Consider the following 23,282-nt stretch of genomic DNA (forward strand, 5'->3'; position numbering starts at 1 on the left):
AACTTATTCGTCTTATCTTGCTGGTTTTAATTAAATAATGAAAATTAATATAGAAAAGATTGAGTGATATGGTTGGCAAAAATTAAAATTATGAATGACAGAAACAACAAAGCCCACAATTAAGTGGGCTTTGTTAAATAATGGTGCGGACGGAGAGACTTGAACTCTCACACCTTGCGGCGCCAGAACCTAAATCTGGTGCGTCTACCAATTCCGCCACGTCCGCAAATACGTGTCTAGAAAACTCGTTTCTAGTTTCTCGAATATTATGAAAGTGCTAATTGATGAAACACTTTCTTCGAGATACGAGCCTCGATGAACGAGATTCATAAAAAGTGGCTGGGCTACCTGGATTCGAACCAGGGAATGCCGGCATCAAAAGCCGGTGCCTTACCGCTTGGCGATAGCCCAGTTGACGGAACTCGAGTTTTCGTTGCTCGTAACTCGATGTTTATTTCGAAATACGAGACTCGATAACCGAGAAACGTTAAATATGGTGCGGTCGGAGAGACTTGAACTCTCACACCTTGCGGCGCCAGAACCTAAATCTGGTGCGTCTACCAATTCCGCCACGACCGCATGTTCGTGTTTGAGAGTTGAACTCCCAATTTTCTCGATAAAAAAAGCAAGCTGATTGGTTAAGCTTGCTTTTCGAGATGAAGCTTTATATTCACAAAACTTCTTTTCCTAGAAACTAGGAACTAGCTACCTAGGAACTTTAATATGGCTGGGCTACCTGGATTCGAACCAGGGAATGCCGGCATCAAAAGCCGGTGCCTTACCGCTTGGCGATAGCCCAACAATGATGGATAACCATCTAAATAATGGTGCGGACGGAGAGACTTGAACTCTCACACCTTGCGGCGCCAGAACCTAAATCTGGTGCGTCTACCAATTCCGCCACGTCCGCAGCGCTTCTTATGGATTAAGAAGAATTCATAGTTAGAAAGATAATTGGAAAATCTTAATAACGTTGTAATAGTGGCTGGGCTACCTGGATTCGAACCAGGGAATGCCGGCATCAAAAGCCGGTGCCTTACCGCTTGGCGATAGCCCAACTAAATCATGGTGCGGTCGGAGAGACTTGAACTCTCACACCTTGCGGCGCCAGAACCTAAATCTGGTGCGTCTACCAATTCCGCCACGACCGCAAATTCGTGACTAGGATAACTCCTAGCTTTTCGATATGAATGGTAAGTTGATTGGTTAAACTTACTTATCGAATAACGACCCTTATAAAGCATCGTTTAAAATATGGTGGCTACGACGGGATTCGAACCTGTGACCCCATCATTATGAGTGATGTGCTCTAACCAACTGAGCTACGTAGCCATGTGTTACTTTTGGAGCCGAGGAGTATAACTAAATATCTTCTAGACTTCCAGTCTCGAAATTATCTTTTCGAGATTCAAGTTCTGAAAGGTCAGAACTTAGAATAATTGGCTGGGCTACCTGGATTCGAACCAGGGAATGCCGGCATCAAAAGCCGGTGCCTTACCGCTTGGCGATAGCCCAACTAAATCATGGTGCGGTCGGAGAGACTTGAACTCTCACACCTTGCGGCGCCAGAACCTAAATCTGGTGCGTCTACCAATTCCGCCACGACCGCAAATTCGTGACTAGGATAACTCCTAGCTTTTCGATATGAATGGTAAGTTGATTGGTTAAACTTACTTATCGAATAACGACCCTTATAAAGCATCGTTTAAAATATGGTGGCTACGACGGGATTCGAACCTGTGACCCCATCATTATGAGTGATGTGCTCTAACCAACTGAGCTACGTAGCCTAAATCTTGCTGTCTCTTCAACACGTCTGTGTCTCAAGGACGGAGCGCATTATGCGTATCTGGGTCGCAAGCGTCAATAGTTTTTTTTAATAATTTGACTTTCTTGAATCGTTCGACCTTTTTTTAAACAAAAAGCTTTGTTTATGAGCAAATAGCAGCGTTTTAGAGAGGGTTTTTATGATGAAAAAGAACTGAGTAAACTTTTATTTAGGCAATAAAAAAGCCAGCAAATAGCTGGCTTTATTAAAATTATTAGAAATTGTGCTTGTTCTTTATACGTTAAAGCGGAAATGGACGACGTCACCATCTTTTACAATGTAATCTTTACCTTCTAAACGCCATTTACCCGCTTCTTTTGCACCACTTTCACCTTTAAATTGGATGAAATCATCATAACCAACAACTTCGGCACGGATGAAGCCTTTTTCGAAATCAGTATGAATTTTACCTGCAGCTTGTGGGGCCGTAGCACCAACAGGGATTGTCCATGCACGAACTTCCTGCACACCGGCAGTAAAGTAAGTTTGTAGGTCAAGTAGTTCGTAGCCAGAACGAATAACACGGTTTAGGCCTGGTTCTTCAATGCCAAGATCGGCTAAGAACTCATTGCGGTCTTCTTCATCCAATTCTGACATTTCAGATTCAATGGCTGCGCAAACAGGTACTACAACGGCATTTTCACCTTTCGCGTATTCACGTACTTTATCGAGGAATGGGTTATTTTCGAAACCATCTTCGTTTACGTTAGCAATGTACATGGTTGGCTTTAAAGTCAGGAAGTTTAAGTAGCCTACCGCAGCTAGTTCTTCTTTACTTAGCTCTACAGAGCGCGCCATGCCACCTTCGGTAAAGACAGGGAGTAGCTTTTCTAGAACTGTGATTTCATATTTCGCGTCTTTATCTCCGCCTTTGGCTTTTTTAGCTTGACGTTGAATGGCGCGCTCACAGCTATCTAAATCAGCAAGAGCAAGCTCAAGGTTGATGATTTCGATATCTTCAATTGGAGAAATTCGACCTGCAACGTGAACAATGTTTTCATTCTCAAAACAACGAACAACGTGACCAATCGCATCAGTTTCACGGATGTTCGCGAGGAATTTGTTACCTAAGCCTTCACCTTTTGATGCACCTGCAACCAACCCTGCGATATCAACGAATTCCATCGTCGTTGGAAGAATACGTTTAGGGTTAACAATTTCAGCTAACGCATCCAAGCGTAGATCCGGCACTGGTACCACACCAGTATTTGGTTCAATCGTACAGAAAGGGAAGTTAGCCGCTTCAATACCCGCTTTTGTTAATGCATTAAACAATGTTGATTTACCTACGTTTGGTAAACCGACGATTCCACATTTGAAACCCATGATATTAACCTTCTTTCATTCGGCATTGTTGGCCGACTTATGTTGTAATTTGATGACCTTTCGAGATGAATTATTCAGCTTTAAAGGTATGTAATCTATTTTGCGCTTTTGCTAAGCCGTCTTTGAGTAGGATATCTAAGCTTCTCACTGCCTCATCGACCACTGCGTCGAGTAATTCTTGTTCTTTGGCTGGTGCTTTGCCGAGGACATAGCCAGCAACACGATCTTTGTGTCCAGGGTGGCCAATACCGATTCTTAGGCGATAAAAATCTTTGTTATTGGCTTGTTTGGCAATGATATCTTTTAGCCCATTATGGCCACCATGCCCGCCGCCTTTCTTGAATTTAGCAACCCCAGGAGGAAGATCCAACTCATCATGAGCAACCATGATCTCTTCTGGTTTTATTTGATAAAACTTAGCGAGAGCAGCAACGGATTTGCCGGACAAATTCATGAACGTCGTTGGAATCAGTAAGCGAAGATCTTGGCCATTAACCAAAATACGCCCGGTGTGGCCATAGAACTTACTTTCGTCTTTTAGCGTAACGTTGTGAACGCGAGCTAATTCTTCAACCACCCATGCACCTGCATTATGGCGAGTTTTTGCATATTCCGGTCCGGGATTCGCGAGACCAACAAGTAATTTGATAGGTTGAGTCAAAGTCTAGTTCTCTTTCCAAATTTAAAAAGCGCGGCATGATAGCATATTTTTTAGCTTGATGGTGAAGGCGATAAATATAAAAAAACCACTTCACCGTAAAGTAAAGTGGTTTAATTTTTCGAGTCTCGAATTTCTGCTATTAGTTAAACATCGCAGAAATAGATTCTTCGTTACTAATACGACGAATCGCTTCAGCCAGCATGCTTGAAAGCGTTAGCTGAGTGACTTTACCCGTTGCTTTCATTTCTTCTGATAGCTTAATTGAGTCAGTGATGATCACTTGGTCAAGAACTGAATTCTTAATGTTTTCAGCTGCTTTACCAGAGAATACAGCGTGCGTTGCGTATGCGAATACACGCTTAGCGCCACGTTCTTTTAATGCTTCAGCTGCTTTACATAGTGTGCCACCAGTGTCGATCATGTCGTCAACGATCACACAGTCGCGACCTTTAACATCACCGATTAGGTTCATTACTTCAGAAACGTTGGCGCGTGGGCGACGTTTATCAACAATCGCGATGTCCGTATCGTCTAACATTTTTGCTGTTGCACGAGCACGTACAACACCGCCTAAGTCAGGAGATACAACAACAGGATCTTCAAGGTTACGAGACTTCATATCTTCCATCAGTACCGGAGTACCGAAGATGTTGTCTACAGGAACATCAAAGAAACCTTGGATTTGTTCTGCATGTAAGTCGATAGTCAAAACGCGGTCAACACCAACGTTAGAAAGGAAATCTGCAACAACTTTTGCAGTGATTGGAACACGAGCTGAACGGACACGACGGTCTTGGCGTGCGTAACCAAAGTAAGGAATTACCGCTGTAATACGACCCGCAGAAGCGCGGCGCATTGCATCGATCATGACGACTAATTCCATTAAGTTGTCGTTGGTTGGGGCACAGGTAGATTGGATGATGAATACATCACTACCACGAACATTTTCATTGATTTGTACAGCGACTTCGCCGTCGGAAAAACGGTTAACAGTTGCGTCACCAAGGGAAATGTAAAGACGATCTGCAATACGTTGGGCTAGTTCAGGTGTGGCGTTACCAGCAAATAGCTTCATATCAGGCACGGTGGAAACCTCGGGTTGCGTCCAGTTTTAAATTGAGTTGTGGTCGGCTTGTTTATAGTCAGCCAAAGTCTTATGAAGTGGTGAAATGTTCACCCCTTTGGCGATAAAGCCGAAGACACTATTTGATTCTGTTTGAGTGTGGAGCTGTTCAAGAACAATTTCTGCTTCGGCTTGAGTATCAAACTCAGCAAAAAGACACGAGCCCGTTCCAGTCAATCTCGACGGCGCGTATTGTAGCAGCCATGAAAGTTGCTTAGCAACCTCCGGATAGAGCAAAGTGACGATTTTTTCGCAATCGTTTCCGTAGGGCTGCTGTAAAAGCGTTGTAAGATCTTGCTTTGGCGTGTTTCTGGTGAGATCAGGGTGAGTGAAAATTTCTGCTGTTGCAATATTTTCTTCAGGTTTGATCACAAGATACCATTTCTCATTTGGCGTAGCGGGAGTTAACTCTTCTCCAACCCCTTCAGCAAATGCCGCTTGGCCTCGAACAAACACTGGCACATCTGCACCCAGTTTTAACCCTAACTCAGCCAATTTATCCAATGAAAAATTCAACTGCCAAGCGGTATTTAACACCACAAGAGCAGTAGCCGCATTGGATGAACCGCCACCTAAGCCTCCACCCATTGGTAATATCTTATTTAAAGAGATGTCAGCGCCAAGCGATGCGGCATTTTGAATGCCTTGCATCTTAGCCTCATTTCGTAGAGCTTGAGCGGCCTTCCAAATTAAATTGCTTTCTAATTCAACTCCAGGAATTTCAGGTGAGATTGTGATTGTTCCTGAGCGATTGGGTGAAAATTTTAAGGTGTCACCGAAATCAATGAATTGGAATAAGGTTTGCAATTCATGGTAACCATTATCGAGCCTGCCTGTGATATACAAAAATAGATTTAGTTTTGCAGGTGAAGGCCATTCAATCTGTGCAAGCGTTGAGTGTTGAGACATTATAGGATCCATTTGCTGATCAAGATTTTAATTTCGGTATTCGTATCGTTTTGGTGCAAAAGCATCTGTTTTGGCAAAGTAATGCTCTGTTGTTTATTCGCCACACTTTGATAGCTTTGATAAGTGAGATTCCATTCGCGGTTATCGATTGATTTCGTTAAGCTTTCCACTGTGTTGGCTTGGTTGAATATCACGTTGTCTGCTTGGGTTGGTAAACCTTTAATCCAATCGGGTAATTGGCTAACCGGTATTGCCAGCCCGGTTAAATGTTCGATGAGAGTGTTGGCTTGTTGGGCGGTTTGAACTTGCCCATCTGAATTAGTCACCATGGCGCCAGTAGGCGTCATTTGAACGGTCAGCATCGTTTGCCCAAACACAGACAGTAACTTGAGCTCACTATACGAAGAGGCGTGTTTAAGGATGAAATTCAACGATTGACGATGCTCTGAATCTTTATAGCCGATTTTACCTGTGGCTTTAAAGGTGTTGAGTTGTTCTAGAGTTTGTTTTTGAGCTTGCCAATCAACAGAATAATTTTCTTGTGTTGGCGGTACGCTGCTACATCCGGTAAGAATTAACACCAATGCCGACAGTAATACTGTAGAAAAGCGTTGAATAGGTGAACGGGCACTCAATGTGGTGCGAATAAAAGCTAAACTAGATAACAAAGCGGCTTCCTTTGACAGTTCATAATTGAGTGGCAACTATACCACTGTATTTGTGGAGAGAGCATTAGTAATAGAATATTTAACCTTCAGCTGTAATTCGATAGTCGACAATGCCGCTATTTCGACCTTTTGTATCACCCTATTTGGGGTTTGATGTTAGAAAAGTGGGAATAAAAAGTGATGCCTCTTTCATTAATAAGTCCCATCAAGTAAAATTGCGTCCCTTTTATAATAAATTTCAGAGTGTCCTCACTAGATGTCTTTGCTTGCTATTGGTATCAATCACAATACAGCGTCGGTTGAGTTGCGAGAGAAAATTGCATTTTCACCGGAAAAACTGTCTGAAGCATTAGCTCAGATAGCGCTAAGTGACGCCATAAAAAGCGGTGTCATTGTTTCTACGTGTAATCGAACTGAAATTTATTGCGATGTCAAAAAAGGCACAACGAAAGGTTATGTCATTGATTGGTTGATGAACTTTCACCAGTTAGAGTCTGATGAATTGATGTCGAGTATTTATACTTACGAAGAACAAGCTGCCGTGCGTCATTTAATGCGCGTGGCATGTGGTCTCGATTCCTTGGTGCTTGGCGAGCCACAAATCTTAGGTCAAGTGAAGCAAGCTTATGCTGAATCCACTGAGCTAAAAGCGGTTAATGGCATGACAGAAAAACTTTTCCATAAAGCCTTTTCCGTTGCTAAACGGGTTCGCACTGAGACTGCAATCGGTGGTAGTGCGGTGTCTGTTGCCTATGCGGCATGTATTTTAGCCAAACAAATTTTTGAATCGATGAAAAATGTGACGGTTTTACTGGTGGGTGCCGGTGAAACGATTGAATTGGTCGCCAAACATATTTCATCGACAGAATGTAAAAAAATCATCGTGGCTAACCGTACGCTTGAACGAGCGAAAATCTTGGCGGATCAATTCGGTGGTGAAACCATTACCTTGTCTGAAATTCCTGAGCATTTGGCGGAGGCTGACATTGTCATCAGTTCTACTGCGAGCCCATTGCCAATCATTGGGAAAGGTATGGTTGAGAGCGCATTGAAAAAGCGTAAACATCAGCCAATGCTACTCGTTGATATTGCGGTTCCTCGTGATATTGAATCTCAGGTAGGCGATCTAGATGATGCTTACTTATATAGTGTGGATGACTTACAAGGCATCGTGAATAAAAACATGGAACAAAGGAAAGTCGAAGCGATTCAAGCTGAAGCGATTGTCTCAGAAGAAAGCGCGGCATTCATGACCTGGTTACGTTCACTTCAAGCCGTTGATAGCATTCGTGATTATCGCGAACAAGCCAATGAAATTAAAAACGATCTACTGGAAAAAAGCCTAAACGCGCTTTCGGCTGGTGGTGATCCTGAAAAAGTATTACGCGAATTAAGTAATAAACTCACTAACCGTTTAATTCACACTCCTACACGAGCTATGCAAGTTGTCGCAGAGCAAGGTGAGCCAGAAAAACTTGCCATTATTCGTCAAAGCTTAGGTTTAGAAGAGCTCTAGCTGTATTTAAACTGCGGTATAAAAGCATGTGGTATGAAATGCCAAGTTTATTTAGCTCGATTGTGATGAAACGTCCCCCTTTTATTGAACATTAAAAAAAGAACTAGATTATGAAATCGTCAATTTTGACAAAATTAGAAACACTGGTTGAACGTTACGAAGAGGTTCAACATTTGCTCGGTGACCCTGGTGTCATTGGCGATCAAAATAAATTCCGCGCACTTTCAAAAGAATACTCTCAATTAGAAGAAGTGACTAAATGCTTCCAAGCGTATCAACAAGCGCAAGAAGATTTAGCCGCAGCGGAAGAGATGGCGCAAGAAGATGACGCTGAAATGCGTGAAATGGCGCAAGAAGAAATCAAAGAGGCGAAAGCCGCGATTGAGCGTTTAGAAGCTGAGCTGCAAATTCTATTGATTCCTAAAGATCCGAATGATGATCGTAACTGTTTCCTCGAAATTCGTGCGGGAGCGGGGGGCGATGAAGCGGGTATTTTTGCCGGTGACCTTTTCCGTATGTATAGCCGTTTTGCTGAGAAAAAGGGTTGGAAAATTGAAGTTATAAGCAGCAATGTGTCAGAGCAAGGCGGTTTTAAAGAAATGATCGCGAAAGTGAATGGCGAGGGTGCGTATGGCGTATTGAAATTTGAATCGGGCGGTCATCGCGTACAGCGTGTACCTGCCACAGAATCACAAGGTCGTGTACATACCTCTGCGTGTACGGTTGCAGTTATGGCGGAAATTCCAGAAGCGGAAATTCCAGAAATTAAAGCATCGGATTTAAAAATTGATACCTTCCGTTCTTCAGGCGCGGGTGGCCAGCACGTTAACACCACCGATTCAGCGATCCGTATTACCCACTTACCTACCGGCACGGTGGTAGAGTGTCAGGACGAACGTTCGCAACATAAAAACAAAGCCAAAGCGATGGCAGTACTGGCAGCCCGTATTATTAAAGCTGAAGAAGAAAAACGTGCGGCGGCTGAATCTGATACCCGTCGTAACTTATTAGGTTCTGGTGACCGTAGTGACCGTATTCGCACTTACAACTATCCACAAGGCCGTGTGTCAGATCACCGTATTAACCTAACGCTTTATCGTTTAAACGAAGTGATGGAAGGGGATTTGCAAAGCTTGGTTGACCCTGTCATTCAAGAGCATCAAGCCGACCAATTAGCCGCGTTGTCTGAGCAATATTAATCGACATGCTCAGTATTGAAGCTAACTTACAAGCGGCAATTGAAGCCTTAATTGCCAGTGGTTCGGAAACACCGGCGCTTGATGCCGCTGTTTTGATGTGCCACGCACTGGATAAGCCACGCAGTTATTTATTGACGTGGCCAGAAAGAGAGCTTGACGACGCACAGCAAGTGAACTTTGATGATTTACTTGCTAAACGTATTGGTGGGCAACCAGTGGCTTACATTGTTGGTGAGCGAGAATTTTGGTCACTACCATTAGAGGTTGCGCCTTCAACGTTAATTCCTCGTGCCGATACCGAAAGATTGGTTGAGCTAGCATTAGAAAAAATTCCAGCAATCGAGGGGGATATTCTTGATTTGGGGACCGGAACAGGGGCTATTGCACTTGCACTGGCGTCTGAATTTCCTACTCGCCATGTGATTGGTATTGATTTACAACCAGAAGCGCAGCAACTCGCGACCCGTAATGGGCAAAAATTAAATCTAACTAATGCGGAATTTTTACAAGGCAGTTGGTTTGAACCATTAGCGGAACACTCTGAATTTGCCTGTATTGTGAGTAACCCTCCTTATATTGATAAGATGGATCCTCATCTTGCACAAGGTGATGTTCGATTTGAACCTCTGACTGCGCTAGTCGCAGAAGAAAAGGGGCTCGCGGATCTTAGCTATATAGCCGACAATGCACGTCAGTACTTGAAAGCGGGTGGTTGGTTATTAATGGAACACGGCTACGATCAAGGGAGTGCGGTTCGCCAAATTCTTACGCAAGCAAGCTACCAACACGTCACAACCGAACAAGATTATGGTCACAATGATCGTGTCACACTCGGTTGCTGGCTAAACTCTTGAATGCTTTCTATTTAATACAGATAACGGTTAGCATGAGCTGACTATCAAAGGAAGAGATAAACAATGTTATATACCTCAATGAAGCACGTACATTTACTGGCTATTGCACTGAGTGTTTTATTTTTAACGGTTCGTTATATTTTGATGATGATGGATTCGCCGTTACTGAATAAGAAATTCTTTAAAGTGACACCTCATATCGTCGATACCGTATTACTCACCTCGGGTATTGCCCTGATTTTTATTACAGGATTTATTCCATTTACTGCCGCTGGTGCATGGTTGACGGAAAAAATCACCTGCGTTTTAGTTTACATAGCTCTTGGTTTTGTCGCGTTGAAATTAGGCCGTGGCAAGGTTATTCGTACCGTGGCATTTTTTGGTGCTTTAGGTTGGTTATATTGGGCAGCGCATCTTGCGATGACCAAAGTTCCGACGCTATAAACACGGTTTTAACTTAAAAGTGATAACTTTAATTCGAAACCGATAGCTTTAACTTGAGTAGTTTGACGTAATGACTGATTTAGAATTATTTGAACAAGAAATTGATGAATGCAGTTTGGTTGAAGGAGCACTGGCGCTAAACGCGTTGATTTTCCCTGAGACAGATAAGCCTTGGGTGTTGCATACGTTAAATGCCATGTTTGAAGAGCTTGAACATGCTTTAGTGCATGAAAGTGATGAAAAGCAAAAATTCGAATCTTTCCTGCGATTTTTCTATCATGATTGGAATTTTTCCGGTGATAGTGAGCAGTTTTTTGACTCTAGCAATACTCAAGTTGAGCGAGTTTTGAAGCGCCGTAAAGGTATTCCCGTCAGTTTAGGTGCATTGCTATTATACTTTGGTGAGCGTTTAGGGTTTCCGGTTGTCGGCGTGAGTTTTCCAAGTCAGTTTATTGTTAAAGTCAATTGGCCACAAGAATCCCCTTTGTACATTAACCCGTTTAATGGCGAATATGTTTCAAAGTCTATTCTACGCGCTTGGTTGATTGGACACGAAGGCCCATTAGCGAAACTAAAGCCTCAAGATCTTGCCGCTTGTGATAATCCTAGCGTTTTAGGTCGTTGGCTTGCAGTCATCAAAGGCGCACTATTGCGTGAAGATAATTTTGCTCAAGCCTTAGTCTGCACCGATATTGCACTAAGCTTTGTACCAGACGATCCTTATGAAATTCGAGATCGTGGTTTTATCTATCAGCAACTAGATTGTCAGCAGTTGGCGGTGGAGGATTTTCAATTCTTCATTGATAACTGTCCAGAAGATCCGTCTTCTGAAATGCTTAAAATTCAGGTGAACGCGCTAAGTGGTCACCAAGTGACTCTTCATTGATTGGAAGCAGTCATCAATCAAAAAACTCATTAACTAAAAGAATTGATTAGTTAAGACATTTATTAATTAAAAGATTCATTAAATTCAAACCATAGCGTTTGAGCGACGGAGCGACCTATGCAACAGAAAACCGTTCAAATTGGCAACATCCCAGTTGCTAATGATAAACCTTTTACTCTTTTTGCTGGCATGAACGTACTTGAGTCTCGTGATCTTGCGATGCAAATCTGTGAGCACTATGTAAAAGTCACTGAAAAGCTAGGCATCCCATACGTATTTAAAGCTTCTTTTGATAAAGCAAACCGTTCTTCAGTACATTCTTACCGTGGCCCTGGCTTGGAAGAAGGCATGAAAATCTTCCAAGAACTAAAAGATACGTTTGGTGTGAAAATCATTACTGATGTGCATACTGAAGCGCAAGCACAACCAGTCGCGGATGTGGTTGATGTGATTCAGCTTCCAGCGTTTCTTGCTCGTCAAACCGATCTTGTTGAAGCGATGGCAAAAACCGGTGCCGTTATTAATGTGAAAAAACCTCAATTCATGAGCCCGAACCAAGTCGGCAATATCGTGGATAAATTCGCTGAATGTGGCAACGATAAAATCATCTTATGTGAGCGTGGCTCGTGCATGGGCTATGACAACCTAGTGGTGGATATGCTTGGCTTTGGTGTCATGAAAAACGCATCAAATGGCAGCCCGATCATCTTTGATGTGACGCACTCACTGCAAATGCGTGATCCTTCTGGTGCGGCTTCAGGTGGTCGTCGTGAGCAAACCGTAGAGTTAGCAAAAGCCGGCTTAGCAACCGGTATTGCAGGTTTATTTATTGAAGCGCATCCAAACCCAGATCAAGCGAAATGTGATGGCCCATCAGCATTGCCACTAGATAAGTTAGAACCATTCTTGAAGCAAATGAAAGACCTTGATGATTTAATCAAGAGCTTCGAGCATATCGATATTCGATAGTTGCACTAATTTTGCCTATCAGCGTTAAAAACCAGTCATCAAGGTGGCTGGTTTTTTTATACCTAATAAAAACGAGTTTGATCACTAAGATTACAATCGATTCTTTCTAATCCTGATAACCAATGCTAGGTTGAAATAAACTCGAAAATAAGGATTAAGCATGTCACTACAGCCCTTTCATTTAGCGATTCCCGTTTACGATGTCCCATTAACAAGATCATTTTATCGAGATGTTTTTGGCTTAGAAGAAGGGCGGTCTTGTGAACAATGGGTTGATTTCAACTTTTTCGGCCATCAACTTGTTATTCATGAACATCCTCAAACTGACTCGCAACAATCGGTCCAAACCAATGCGGTTGATGGACATGATGTGCCTGTTCCTCATTTTGGTGTAGTGCTTGAATGGGAGCAGTGGCAATCATTAGCGAACAAGCTAAAAGCGGCGAATATCCATTTTGTGATTGAGCCTTATATTCGCTTCAAAGGGCAGGTTGGTGAGCAGGCCACAATGTTTTTTTATGATCCATGCGGAAATGCTTTAGAGTTCAAGGCATTTAAAGATATGTCACAATTGTTTGCTAAATGAGAACGTATACCTCCTTAATAATGCAATCGTTTTTCTGTGATTGAAATGCCACATTTGAACGGTGTCTTATTTTTGTTATATAGAATCAATTACACTTTTTCTTTTATGTGAGAAATCATATTCCCCCATTTTACAGGTATTCATAGATGAAACATTTTGTATTAAAGACTTCAGTTGTTGCGATTGCTCTCGCGTCCGTAGTGGCTTGTTCTAGCCAAAACTCAGGGCATGAGTGGCAAGCGGATAAAACCTATAAACTGACCGTTTTGCATACCAATGATAACCATGGCCGTTTTTGGCATAACAAAGATGGTGAATATGGTATGGCTGCTCGCAAGACTTTAATTGAAAGCATTCGCAAGCAAGTGCAAGCGGAAGGTGGCAATGTACTGTTATTTTCTGGTGGTGACATCAATACAGGCGTACCAGAGTCGGATTTACAAGATGCAGAACCTGATTTTAAAGGCATGAACAATATTGGTTACGACGCCATGGCGGTGGGTAATCATGAGTTTGATAATCCATTATCGGTATTAATGAAGCAGCGTGATTGGGTTAATTTCCCAATGCTGTCCGCTAACATTTACGATAAGAAAACCGGTAAGCGATTATTCCAACCTTATAAAATTTTTGATGAACAAGGGATAAAAATTGCGGTTATTGGTTTAACGACAGAAGATACTGCAAAAATTGGTAACCCAGAATATATCGGTGAGGTTGAGTTTAAAGACCCGAAAACTGAAGCACAAAAAGTGATTGAACAGTTGCAAAAAGATGAAAAGCCTGATTTGATTTTCGCGGTGACTCACATGGGACATTACGATAATGGCATGAGTGGCGTGAATGCGCCGGGTGACGTGACTTTAGCGCGTTACTTACCACAAGGTGAGTTAGATATGATTGTGGGAGGCCACTCCCAAGAACCCGTTTGTATGGAGTCGGAAAATCATCGCCAACAAGATTATAAGCCGGGGGATGAATGTACACCGGATAAACAAAATGGCACTTGGATCGTTCAAGCGCATGAGTGGGGTAAGTATGTCGGACGGGCTGATTTTGAGTTTAAAAATGGCGAGCTTAATCTAGTCAGTTATGATTTGATTCCAGTGAACTTGAAGAAAACCGTTCAAGTTAATGGTGAGAAACAAAAAACTTTCGTGCAATCGGAAATCCCTCAAGACCCAGAGCTCAAAGCACTCTTGCAACCTTATCAAGATAAAGGTCAAGAAAAGCTGAATGTGAAAATTGCCTATTCAAATGGGAAATTAGAAGGTGACCGTAACGTGGTGCGTTTTAAACAAACGAACTTGGGGCGTTTAATTGGTTTAGCACACATGGAAAGAGTCAATGCTGACTTTGCCATAATGAACTCGGGCGGGGTACGTGATTCGATTGCCGCAGGTGATATTACTTATAAAGACGTTCTAAAAGTGCAGCCATTTGGCAATATTGTGACTTATATGGATATGAAGGGCAGTGATGTGTTGGATTATCTCAATGTGGTGGCAACCAAGCCGATTGATTCGGGAGCTTACGTACAGTTTGCTGGTATCTTAATGACCGTTGCCAAAGACAAAGTGAGCAATGTAGTCATTGGTGGTAAGCCGCTTGATCCTAACAAAGTTTATCGTTTCTCAATTCCAAGTTTTAATGCGGCAGGTGGTGATGGCTACCCAAAAATCAGTGATAAGCCTGGGTTTGTGAATACTGGCTTTGTTGATGCAGAAGTGTTGAAAGATTATTTAGAAAAGCACAGCCCAATCAGCGTGGCAGATTACGAGCCTAATGGTGAAATTCAATACAAATAATCCAATCATCAATTGAATTGGACACTGGTTTATTCAACAATAAAACAGCCCCTTAATCAGACTAAGTGGGCTGTTTTTGTTGTGACTTCAGGAGTAATCCATTTGGCATTCTTATTTGCCTCTGAGATTCAGCATTTTTGGATATTATTATGACGCCAGCTATTAACCTTGCGAAAAAGAAAAAAATCCCACACACAGTTCATCAATACAAACATGATCCTAATGCCGCTAGCTATGGATTAGAGGCAGCAGAAGTCCTTGGGCAAAACCCAGCACAAGTATTTAAAACCTTATTGTTTTGCCTCAATGGTGAAGCCAAGAATCTCGCCGTCGCAATTATTCCGGTTGAAAATAAGCTTAACTTAAAGCAAGCAGCCAAAGCCGCCGGTGCTAAAAAAGCCGAAATGGCGGATCCAGATGTTGCGCAAAAAACCACCGGCTACGTCGTAGGAGGCATCAGCCCGCTGGGGCAAAAGAAAGCGTTGCCGACATTTATTCATCAATCCGCGCACAACTTTGAGACGATTTGTGTTTCAGCGGGCAAGCGTGGTTTAGAGATAGAACTTGCACCACAAGATTTAGCGAGTTTAACGAGGGCGAAGTTTGTGGATTTGTGTCAGGGGTAAAAGGGTTTGGGGCAGAAATGAATCGATCCGGCCCCGTCATCCCACACATGAGCCTAAGTGAAGAAGATGCGGGATCTATTCACCATTTGGTCTTAGATCCCTGATGTCGCCTAAGGCTCCTCAGGGATGACTGTTTTTTGATTTTCCGTAACTTGTTTTTGGACAAAAGTGAGCTAGGATATTTGATCTAGCACACTAATATAGGATTAGTAAAAATACATCAAAACATCAGTGTGGGAGGCAAGACCAGCCCCTCTTGCTAAAGAAAATCATCTAAGTCTATATTTACTGAAGTAATAGCTATTCATCCGTCCGATCTTCTTTTTTAGGTGTTAAGATTTCAACCCATTCTATTACATGATTTTTTAGCTTAAAATCTATCTCAAACTGTCGAAGTAAAGTGTGTTCAGGGTGGTTTTCTACTGCCATTTCAACCAGTTCAATAGCGAAATCGTAATCCCCAGACGAACGATAACGTTCAGCTAATTGAAGTATCATTCCCGCTTCAAATAACTTGGGGCAGCGAAATTTTAGTTTGTTGTCTCTTTCTCTGAAGTAGTTTATTAAACAGTCATAATGGGTTTTTATATCCCAATCTGGAACATTGTTAAAAAGAAGGTTTACGATTAATGCTTCTGCACTTGGGGTTGATAATTGTCTCTCATAGGTAGTAATGAAACTCTCATAATTTTCCATTCGCTGTGATTGCGAAACAAAGCCATTAAAAATAAGATAAAGAGCTATAAAAGATAATTTGTCATCTTTTTTAAGCTCATTTACTTTCCCTTCAACTACTGTTAACAACTCTGTTAAATCCGTAACCACACTTTTAGAGCCTGTTGTCATGTGGTTAGATAGTTGAGATAAGAAACCTTCTAGTTTCATGCTGCCTGCACCTTTATATAGGTCAGGTCTTCCAACCCAATATTGAGGTGCCATCGGCATTTGTACAATTCCAGCTCTCTCAAGAGAATAATCATAAGTTTCTTTTTCAACCGTGGGCTGACGCATAATGAATTCTGTTATGACATGTCTTGCAAGCCTTGATAGCCCTTGGATAGTAAACCATGTTTTCTTTTTAATTCTGCATGTTTCTGTATACGAATGAGTCGTGATTAACTGGTCTGGAAGTTTTCGTAAGTTATGAATATATTGTGATCGAGCTTGGTAAGCATTTGATAAGGCTTTAGACAAGTCATTTTTAGATATAGGGTTTAGAACGTCTTCTGCTTCTTCTCGATAGTATGAAGGACTTATATTTTCTAGAGAAAAGTCTCTAAATCGACGACTTAGGGATGTATGTTCAATATCTAAAAGAGCTGCCCTCACTTTTTCTGAGATTATTTCATCTGCATCAGATAACGCTGAATCAATTAGCCGTCTTTTTCTCTGGTCATAATTTAACCATGATGCTTTATGACCATCGAAATTTTGTGCAAGGGATTCTATAGAAGCAACCAATAATGTATACGCCAATTCGAAGTCATCAGCTATACGTTGCATGCCTGTAACGTATGTTCGAATTGAACTCATTACCCCTAGGTAAGTGTGTCTTTTTAAGCCGATAAGATGTTTTATTAGTTTTAGTAAGTGTTCTTCGTCTTTATCATTACAGTAAACATCTTTATCAAACACCCGTTTTACTACTTGCTTTGGTGTAGAGTGTGTAGAGATTCCACGTTGATCACCAAGCAATCTATCAGTAAGAGTATAGCTAGGTGAGGCTGTACAGTTCAAAGCAAATGAAATAATGGCTGAAAAATCAAGTATATATGGATCTACTCCATGTGAGGCGAGTACCCCTGCACCATGACCGCTAGCCTCGATTAGTTCTTCTAATTCATAAACAATAGCGTTTGACTGTCCTAAGTTTGATGTTGATAAAAGGGAGCCAGCTTCTGTATCCAGCTTTTTATCTCGGTTTAGTCTTAAATTTGTATAAAGTATTCCTCGTAGACTATTTCTATACTCAACATCTCTTTGGAACATTTTTCCTGAACATATCTGTAGCATTATGGAGCCTTCAACCAATAATCAACTATAGGCATATTCATACATTAGAGAAACTAGGTCAATGGTAGGAGGAGGACATCCTACATATTGTTAGTGCTAAACAGGAATGGGGTAAAAATGTGTCAATGAGATAGTTGAATTTGCAATCTCATTCTATTTTTATAAACGCAAAAAGCCTGACTATTTCTAGTCAGGCTTTCTAAATTTGGAGGCGCCTCCCGGAGTCGAACCGAGGTCCACGGATTTGCAATCCGCTGCATAGCCACTCTGCCAAGGCGCCATATAATACTGAGTATTGATTTGAAGAGAAATCTTCGGGGTAACAAGAGCAAGATTTAGATGGTGCCCCGGGCCGGACTTGAACCGGCACAGCGCGAACGCCGAGGGATTTTAAATCCCTTGTGTCTACCAATTCCACCACCAGGGCACAAGCAACCTAAATTGCAAGGCTCCTAACTGAACAGTTAGAACACCATCGCCTTCACTAGAAGACGAGGCATACTTTATAGGATTGAGCTCAGAGGTAAACAATTATTTTCAAAAATTGAGTTCAAGTGCCTGCTTTTTCGGCTTTTTGGTTTGTTTGTAAGCAGTTAAGGTGAGATCTAATCTATCCGTTTCACATTTTCTTTTTCGTTAATGTATTACTCTTGAACTTATTAGAATGAATTTACTCAAGTGAAATACATTGGGAGTCGCTCATGTTGCATCTTCATCGCATGTCATTACGCCCTAAAAACTGGCGAATGATTGGTCGCGGCGGTCTTGTATCCATATTTTTAGCCTCGCTATTAATTGGTTGTACTCCCTCTGAGCCAACTCAAGCCTCTGGCACGTTAGAGAGAGAGCGCATTAGCTTATTGGCGACAGAGGGGGAAATCATCGTTGCACGGCCAATCGCGGAAGGCAGCTTGGTTAAACAGGGGCAAGTCCTGTTGCAATTAGACAATAAAAACCAACAGGCGAGAGTTGCGAAAGCAAAGGCCGAGTTGATGCAAGCCAAAGCAAATCTAACCAAAATATTAAATGGTGAGCGGGCGGAAGATATTGACGCAGCAAAGGCCAATTTAGCGAATAGCAAAGCGAAACTTACGGATGCTCAAAAACACTATCGCCGGATCTCAGAATTAGTCACCAAGAAGTTGGTTTCGGTGGCTGAACGGGATAATGCGTTAGCTGAACGGGATGCAGCTCAAGCCAGTTATGACTCCAGCTATCAAATATGGCAAAGAATGACCAAGGGAAGCCGAGTGGAAGATATCGATGCGGCGCAGGCTCAATTCGCGGCGGCTAAAGCTCAATTTGTTCTTGAGCGCCACAAACTAGGTGAGCTCACCATCAAAGCCACTCGAAACGGTATATTAGACTCCTTACCCTATCAGCTTGGTGAGCGGGTTCCTCAGCATGCAGTTGTGGCGATTGTGCAAGCAAACTCTCGCCCCTACGCACGAGTGTATATCCCTGAACCATACAAGTATAAAGTCCATGTTGGTGCGCTATTACCTGTGCATGTGGATGGCGTTGCGTCGGTGATGCAAGGCAAGGTTCGTTGGAGTTCGGTGGAACCAGCCTTTACCCCCTATCGTAATATGACGGAGGACGATCGTTCACGTTTGGTGTATTTAACTGAAATTGATTTACCAGAATCCGCTGATTCCTTACCCTCTGGAATTCCTCTGCAAGTGGATTTGGAGGCGAAGTAAATGTCCCAGGAAATTGCGATCCAAGCCCACAACGTAGTGAAACAATTTGGTGATTTTAAAGCGATTGATGATATTTCATTAACGGTGCCGAAGGGCTGTATTTATGGATTTTTAGGGCCAAATGGATGTGGTAAATCGACCACTATTCGCACCTTGACAGGACTATTGACTCCAACCTCTGGTGAGATAGAAGTACTGGGCTACCACATTCCAAAAGATGCTGAGAAGCTAAGGCTAAAAATTGGCTATATGACGCAGAAATTCTCGCTTTATGAGGACTTAACCATAGAAGAAAACCTAACCTTTATGGGGCAGATCTATGGCATGGAAAAACATCGGCTTAAATCAAGAATAGAAGGACAACTGAATACCTATGGTTTAGATCAACTGAGAAAGCAGCGGGTGAAGGGCATGAGTGGAGGGCAAAAGCAGCGCCTGTCGTTAGCCTCTGCCACGATCAATCAACCGGAATTGTTATTTTTAGATGAACCAACCTCGGCGGTTGATCCTGAAAATCGTCGTGACTTTTGGGAAAAACTGTTCGATCTTTCCGATCAAGGCACCACTATTTTGATCACTAGCCATTACATGGATGAAGCCGAAAAGTGCCATCGATTGGCGATTATGGAAGCGGGGAAGATTCGGGCCGATGGCGAGCCGGAGGTCTTGATGCAGCAAATGGGAGTCAATATTGTTGAAATTAAAGCGGATAATCTTCGTCAATTGAAACAACAATTACTGCTCAAACCTGAGATCCGCACCGCTGCACAGTTAGGGATGCGGTTACGGGTATTGATTTATCAAAGTGTCGCGGATCCAATTGATTGGCTACGTAAAACGTTTCCTCCACTGGTAAATTGTGAGATGAATAGGGTACGGCCAACGCTGGAGGATGTCTTTGTCAGCGTAACGGGAGAGGGACGCCAATGAGCAGCCTTTTTCGTATGAAAGCGATAGTGGTTAAGGAGTTTCGTCAGTTAGCCCGAGATAGATTGACCTATGCGATGATTGTGATGATTCCACTGATCCAACTTTTGCTATTTGGCTACGCGATTAATACGGTGGTACGAGACATTCCAGTGGCGGTGGTCGACCACAGTCATAATCAGGCCTCTCGCTGGCTGGTGGAGTCGGTACAGGCCTCTCAAGTCGTTGATGTGGTTAAATATTATCAATCGACCACACAAGCTCAGCAAGGCATTCAAGCAGGGGAGGTGCGAGCGGTCTTAGTGATTCCACACGATTTAGCCCAGAGACAGGCGCAGCAACGAGTGCAAGCCCAGTGGATGATTGATGGCTCCGATAGCATGATAAGCTCGGCGATTTTAGGCTTAGCAAAGATGCCAGTTAATGAGAGGGATAAACTGTCCAATCTACCGGTAGATTTAAAGCGAGAGAGCACCACCTTTGAAATGACTACGTTTTATAATCCAGCCCAGCGCTCGGCGATTAATATTGTGCCTGGGCTATTAGGCGTGATCTTGACCATGACGATGGTGTTGTTTACCAGCGTGGCAATTGTTCGAGAATCTGAGCAGGGTAACTTGGAATTGTTGATCACAACACCAGTGAGCTCATTCGAATTAATGATCGCCAAAATCATACCCTATATATTTGTTGGTTTGCTGCAAGTGGGGATTGTCCTAAGTTTGGGATACTTTATTTTTAAGGTGCCGATCAATGCTTCGCTGGTGGATATTTTGCTTGGCTCGTTAGTGTTTATTTCAGCCAGTTTGACGCTTGGGCTGGTGATCTCAACCATTGCTAAAACTCAGTTACAGGCGATGCAACTGACATTATTCATTATTTTGCCATCAATCTTACTGTCGGGATTCATGTTCCCAATTGAAGGCATGCCCGTTATCGCGCAATGGCTTGCCGAAGGGTTACCTGCTACCCATTATATGCGGATCATTCGGGCATTAGTGTTGAAAGGGGCTGAACTAGGCGATTTGTATAAAGATGTGTTGTGGTTGCTGGTTTTTACGATTGTCGGGATTGTTGTAGCGGCATTTCGATTTAAGAAAACGCTTGATTAAAGATAACCGGTAGCACAGTGGCTACCGGAGTATCGATCAAATGGTTACTTTTTCGGTGTCCATTTTTTGATGGTGCTGCTATTTGAATTACCAAAGCGAGAGCCTTTGCTAGCGTTTGGTTTACTTGAACCCGCTGCTTTCGGCTTATCTTGGTTGCGAGCACGGTTGCCACCAGAACGCTCGCCTTCTTTACCTTTAGCTCGCGGTTTACGCTCGAATTCACCTTTACCACGGTAGGTTTTAAACTGAGGTTGACTATCGGCTTCACGTTGGCGAGCAAATTCACGTTCTTTTTCAGCCTTAGCTTGTATACGTGCATCGTGCAGTTTGGCATCCGTTGCCTTGGCAATGATTTGTCCATCTGCTGCTACCATTGAGGCTTCTTGTGTACCGACAGAACCTTCAATCATGGCATGAATTTCAGCGACTTCCGCATCGGTCAAGTAACGCCATTTACCATTTGGCAGGCCATCAATAGTGATGTTCATGATACGAACGCGACGGAGCTTATAAACATCGTAACCCAAAGCTTCACACATACGGCGAATTTGACGGTTTAAGCCTTGAGTTAAGGTAATACGGAATGAAAAATCGGTTTCCTTGCTTACTTTACAAGGTAGAGTTGTGGTATCCAAAATATCGACACCAGCGCCCATTTTGGCAATAAACTCTTCGGTGATGGGTTTATCGACACGTACGACATATTCTTTTTCGTGTGAGTTACCCGCACGCAAAATTTTATTCACGATGTCGCCATCATTGGTCATAAAAATCAAACCATCTGAGGGTTTATCTAAACGGCCAATCGGGAAAATACGTTTATGGTGACCAATGAAGTCGACGATATTACCTTCCACATGGCGCTCGGTGGTACAGGTAATGCCCGTTGGCTTATTGAGTGCGATATAGATAGGCTTTTCTTTGGTCTTAATCGGCTTGTTATCCACTTGCACATCATCACCCGGTAGCACTTTGGTGCCCATTTCAGGAACGATGCCGTTGATCGTGACACGGCCTTGGTCGATAAGTTTGTCGGCTTCGCGACGCGAGCAAAAACCAGAATCGCTGATGAATTTATTAAGACGAATAGCAGAAGTTTGATTGGTCATAGTGATCTCTTTTGACGTTTCACAACGGAATGCTCACCAAAAAAATGAAAATTGTTAGGTTGAGCGTTAAAGTGGGCAGAGTTTAGCAGCTTGCATGAAAAAGAGACAGCAGTTAACTCATGCGTTTTTGGTGCCGCTCACGGTTATCCAGTTTCATTTCAGGGCTTTTTTTGATCAGAACATACACCGCGCCACTACCTCCATGAAAAGGTTGCGCAGAGTGAAAGCACATTACATCGGAAATTTGTTCAAGCCAGGCTGCTAAGTAGCTTTTCATTAAGGCTGGTGGATTGGAACGTTCACCTTTGCCATGAACAATCAACACACTGCGAGTATCTAAGCGCTGAGCTTGGCGCAAAAATGACACCACATCTTCTCGAGCTTGCTCTAACGTGCGGCGATGTAAATCGAGTTTAGCGGTAATAGGGTACTTGCCGAGACGTAGTTTGCGGAACACGCCGTCTTGTACGCCATCTTTTTTATATTCTAAAATGTCATCCGGTTTGAGCATTGGGGCATTATCGAGCGATAAGTATTCGTCATATTCTTCAGCTAACGATACGGCAGCTTGACGTCTGGCTAGGTGAGCCTCAGTGATAGTACGCTCTTTGATACGAATGGTTGTGTCTTGTTTTATCGGTTTAACATCGCCCATCATTTGTTGAAATAAGTCTAAGTCGTTATCGTCTGTCATCATAATCACCACTTGATGGGAGTTAGTTATAATCAAATTATAACGACCGAGAGTGATATGGGAATCACATCTGATTATAAAAACAGCAAACGAACATTATTTTTTTAAAATCACAAAATAATTGTTCTTACCCCCTTGCACTTACTAATAAAATCCGTAATATACGCAGCTCATTCAGCGACACATTGCTGACATGAATCTCGGTGAATAGCGCAGCTTGGTAGCGCATCTGGTTTGGGACCAGAGGGTCGGGGGTTCGAATCCCTCTTCACCGACCACTTTTAAAAAAAGCTCCGCAGAAATGCGGAGCTTTTTTGCATT

The 23,282-nt window shown here is 42.7% G+C and carries 20 protein-coding genes and 14 tRNA genes; 13 read left to right on the top strand and 21 right to left on the bottom strand.

Annotated elements, in window-relative coordinates:
* Positions 1-141: 141 nt before the first annotated feature.
* The 16 genes from VRUMOI_RS04195 to lolB all read right to left on the bottom strand — a co-directional run bounded on the left by VRUMOI_RS04195 (position 142) and on the right by lolB (position 6,515).
* Positions 142-226 (bottom strand) — tRNA-Leu (locus VRUMOI_RS04195).
* A 110-nt stretch (positions 227-336) separates the two neighbouring features.
* Positions 337-411, bottom strand: a tRNA-Gln gene (locus VRUMOI_RS04200).
* Between the two features lie 83 nt (positions 412-494).
* Positions 495-579, bottom strand: a tRNA-Leu gene (locus tag VRUMOI_RS04205).
* A gap of 145 nt (positions 580-724) precedes the next feature.
* Positions 725-799, bottom strand: a tRNA-Gln gene (locus VRUMOI_RS04210).
* Positions 800-825: 26 nt separating this feature from the next.
* A tRNA-Leu gene (locus VRUMOI_RS04215) sits at positions 826-910 on the bottom strand.
* A gap of 72 nt (positions 911-982) precedes the next feature.
* A tRNA-Gln gene (locus VRUMOI_RS04220) sits at positions 983-1,057 on the bottom strand.
* A gap of 9 nt (positions 1,058-1,066) precedes the next feature.
* Positions 1,067-1,151, bottom strand: a tRNA-Leu gene (locus VRUMOI_RS04225).
* Positions 1,152-1,255: 104 nt separating this feature from the next.
* Positions 1,256-1,332 (bottom strand) — tRNA-Met (locus VRUMOI_RS04230).
* 108 nt (positions 1,333-1,440) lie between these two features.
* Positions 1,441-1,515, bottom strand: a tRNA-Gln gene (locus tag VRUMOI_RS04235).
* Between the two features lie 9 nt (positions 1,516-1,524).
* Positions 1,525-1,609, bottom strand: a tRNA-Leu gene (locus tag VRUMOI_RS04240).
* A gap of 104 nt (positions 1,610-1,713) precedes the next feature.
* Positions 1,714-1,790 (bottom strand) — tRNA-Met (locus VRUMOI_RS04245).
* Between the two features lie 272 nt (positions 1,791-2,062).
* Positions 2,063-3,154, bottom strand: a complete 1,092-nt coding sequence (gene ychF / locus VRUMOI_RS04250; RefSeq protein WP_089137464.1) for a redox-regulated ATPase YchF — start codon at positions 3,152-3,154, stop codon at positions 2,063-2,065.
* A gap of 70 nt (positions 3,155-3,224) precedes the next feature.
* Positions 3,225-3,815, bottom strand: a complete 591-nt coding sequence (pth, locus tag VRUMOI_RS04255) for an aminoacyl-tRNA hydrolase (protein WP_089137463.1) — start codon at positions 3,813-3,815, stop codon at positions 3,225-3,227.
* 139 nt (positions 3,816-3,954) lie between these two features.
* Complete coding sequence (locus tag VRUMOI_RS04260) at positions 3,955-4,899, bottom strand: ribose-phosphate pyrophosphokinase (protein ID WP_027697493.1); 945 nt, start codon at positions 4,897-4,899, stop codon at positions 3,955-3,957.
* A 27-nt stretch (positions 4,900-4,926) separates the two neighbouring features.
* Entirely contained in the window at positions 4,927-5,847 is a 921-nt protein-coding gene (gene ispE, locus VRUMOI_RS04265; protein ID WP_089137462.1) for a 4-(cytidine 5'-diphospho)-2-C-methyl-D-erythritol kinase, read from the bottom strand.
* Entirely contained in the window at positions 5,847-6,515 is a 669-nt protein-coding gene (lolB, locus tag VRUMOI_RS04270) for a lipoprotein insertase outer membrane protein LolB (RefSeq protein ID WP_162598335.1), read from the bottom strand. The genes ispE and lolB overlap by 1 nt, the downstream gene beginning before the upstream one ends.
* A 256-nt stretch (positions 6,516-6,771) precedes the next feature.
* Between lolB and hemA the strand changes: the two genes are divergently transcribed.
* From hemA to ybaK, 9 genes are all read left to right on the top strand, one after another.
* A complete protein-coding gene (gene hemA, locus VRUMOI_RS04275) occupies positions 6,772-8,031 on the top strand; it encodes a glutamyl-tRNA reductase (RefSeq protein WP_089137460.1) in 1,260 nt (419 codons plus the stop codon).
* Between the two features lie 110 nt (positions 8,032-8,141).
* Positions 8,142-9,230, top strand: a complete 1,089-nt coding sequence (gene prfA / locus VRUMOI_RS04280; RefSeq protein WP_089137459.1) for a peptide chain release factor 1 — start codon at positions 8,142-8,144, stop codon at positions 9,228-9,230.
* A 5-nt stretch (positions 9,231-9,235) separates the two neighbouring features.
* Positions 9,236-10,084, top strand: a complete 849-nt coding sequence (gene prmC / locus VRUMOI_RS04285; protein WP_089137458.1) for a peptide chain release factor N(5)-glutamine methyltransferase — start codon at positions 9,236-9,238, stop codon at positions 10,082-10,084.
* Positions 10,085-10,147: 63 nt separating this feature from the next.
* Positions 10,148-10,528 (top strand): SirB2 family protein, encoded by a 381-nt coding sequence (locus tag VRUMOI_RS04290; protein WP_089137457.1) that lies wholly within the window; start codon positions 10,148-10,150, stop codon positions 10,526-10,528.
* A 70-nt stretch (positions 10,529-10,598) separates the two neighbouring features.
* On the top strand, positions 10,599-11,414 hold the full coding sequence (locus VRUMOI_RS04295; protein WP_089137456.1) for a SirB1 family protein: 816 nt from the start codon (positions 10,599-10,601) through the stop codon (positions 11,412-11,414).
* A gap of 117 nt (positions 11,415-11,531) precedes the next feature.
* Positions 11,532-12,383 carry a 3-deoxy-8-phosphooctulonate synthase gene (gene kdsA, locus VRUMOI_RS04300; protein ID WP_089137455.1) on the top strand — a complete coding sequence of 284 codons (852 nt, stop codon included), beginning with the start codon at positions 11,532-11,534 and terminating at the stop codon, positions 12,381-12,383.
* Between the two features lie 160 nt (positions 12,384-12,543).
* Positions 12,544-12,969 (top strand): VOC family protein, encoded by a 426-nt coding sequence (locus VRUMOI_RS04305; protein ID WP_089137454.1) that lies wholly within the window; start codon positions 12,544-12,546, stop codon positions 12,967-12,969.
* A 146-nt stretch (positions 12,970-13,115) separates the two neighbouring features.
* Positions 13,116-14,777: a bifunctional UDP-sugar hydrolase/5'-nucleotidase UshA gene (gene ushA / locus VRUMOI_RS04310; RefSeq protein WP_089137453.1), complete on the top strand. Its 1,662-nt coding sequence runs from the start codon at positions 13,116-13,118 to the stop codon at positions 14,775-14,777.
* Between the two features lie 149 nt (positions 14,778-14,926).
* Positions 14,927-15,403, top strand: coding sequence for a Cys-tRNA(Pro) deacylase (gene ybaK / locus VRUMOI_RS04315; RefSeq protein WP_089137452.1), 477 nt, complete (start codon positions 14,927-14,929; stop codon positions 15,401-15,403).
* Between the two features lie 300 nt (positions 15,404-15,703).
* Here the strand turns inward: ybaK and VRUMOI_RS04320 are convergent, their stop codons facing one another.
* The 3 genes from VRUMOI_RS04320 to VRUMOI_RS04330 form a co-directional block, all read right to left on the bottom strand.
* Positions 15,704-17,416 (bottom strand): hypothetical protein, encoded by a 1,713-nt coding sequence (locus VRUMOI_RS04320; RefSeq protein WP_089137451.1) that lies wholly within the window; start codon positions 17,414-17,416, stop codon positions 15,704-15,706.
* A 206-nt stretch (positions 17,417-17,622) separates the two neighbouring features.
* Positions 17,623-17,696: transfer RNA gene (locus VRUMOI_RS04325), tRNA-Cys, on the bottom strand.
* Between the two features lie 60 nt (positions 17,697-17,756).
* Positions 17,757-17,843, bottom strand: a tRNA-Leu gene (locus VRUMOI_RS04330).
* A gap of 319 nt (positions 17,844-18,162) precedes the next feature.
* On the opposite strand from VRUMOI_RS04330, the gene VRUMOI_RS04335 reads away from it, so the two are divergent.
* The 3 genes from VRUMOI_RS04335 to VRUMOI_RS04345 are packed head-to-tail and all read left to right on the top strand — an operon-like array spanning position 18,163 to position 21,158.
* The gene (locus tag VRUMOI_RS04335) at positions 18,163-19,119 is read left to right on the top strand and encodes an HlyD family secretion protein (protein ID WP_089137623.1); all 957 of its coding nucleotides are present in this window, start codon (positions 18,163-18,165) and stop codon (positions 19,117-19,119) included.
* Complete coding sequence (locus VRUMOI_RS04340; protein ID WP_089137450.1) at positions 19,120-20,049, top strand: ABC transporter ATP-binding protein; 930 nt, start codon at positions 19,120-19,122, stop codon at positions 20,047-20,049.
* On the top strand, positions 20,046-21,158 hold the full coding sequence (locus VRUMOI_RS04345; RefSeq protein WP_089137449.1) for an ABC transporter permease: 1,113 nt from the start codon (positions 20,046-20,048) through the stop codon (positions 21,156-21,158). Before VRUMOI_RS04340 ends, VRUMOI_RS04345 begins: the two co-directional genes overlap by 4 nt.
* A gap of 44 nt (positions 21,159-21,202) precedes the next feature.
* On the opposite strand, the gene rluF is transcribed toward VRUMOI_RS04345, so the two are convergent.
* Together rluF and smrA are read right to left on the bottom strand one after the other, a co-directional pair.
* Positions 21,203-22,267, bottom strand: coding sequence for a 23S rRNA pseudouridine(2604) synthase RluF (rluF, locus tag VRUMOI_RS04350; RefSeq protein WP_089137448.1), 1,065 nt, complete (start codon positions 22,265-22,267; stop codon positions 21,203-21,205).
* A 112-nt stretch (positions 22,268-22,379) separates the two neighbouring features.
* The gene (smrA, locus tag VRUMOI_RS04355; protein WP_089137447.1) at positions 22,380-22,961 is read right to left on the bottom strand and encodes a DNA endonuclease SmrA; all 582 of its coding nucleotides are present in this window, start codon (positions 22,959-22,961) and stop codon (positions 22,380-22,382) included.
* A 201-nt stretch (positions 22,962-23,162) separates the two neighbouring features.
* On the opposite strand from smrA, the gene VRUMOI_RS04360 reads away from it, so the two are divergent.
* A tRNA-Pro gene (locus VRUMOI_RS04360) sits at positions 23,163-23,239 on the top strand.
* Positions 23,240-23,282: the final 43 nt, after the last annotated feature.

Source organism: Vibrio rumoiensis (genome assembly GCF_002218045.2).
Taxonomy (GTDB): domain Bacteria; phylum Pseudomonadota; class Gammaproteobacteria; order Enterobacterales; family Vibrionaceae; genus Vibrio; species Vibrio rumoiensis.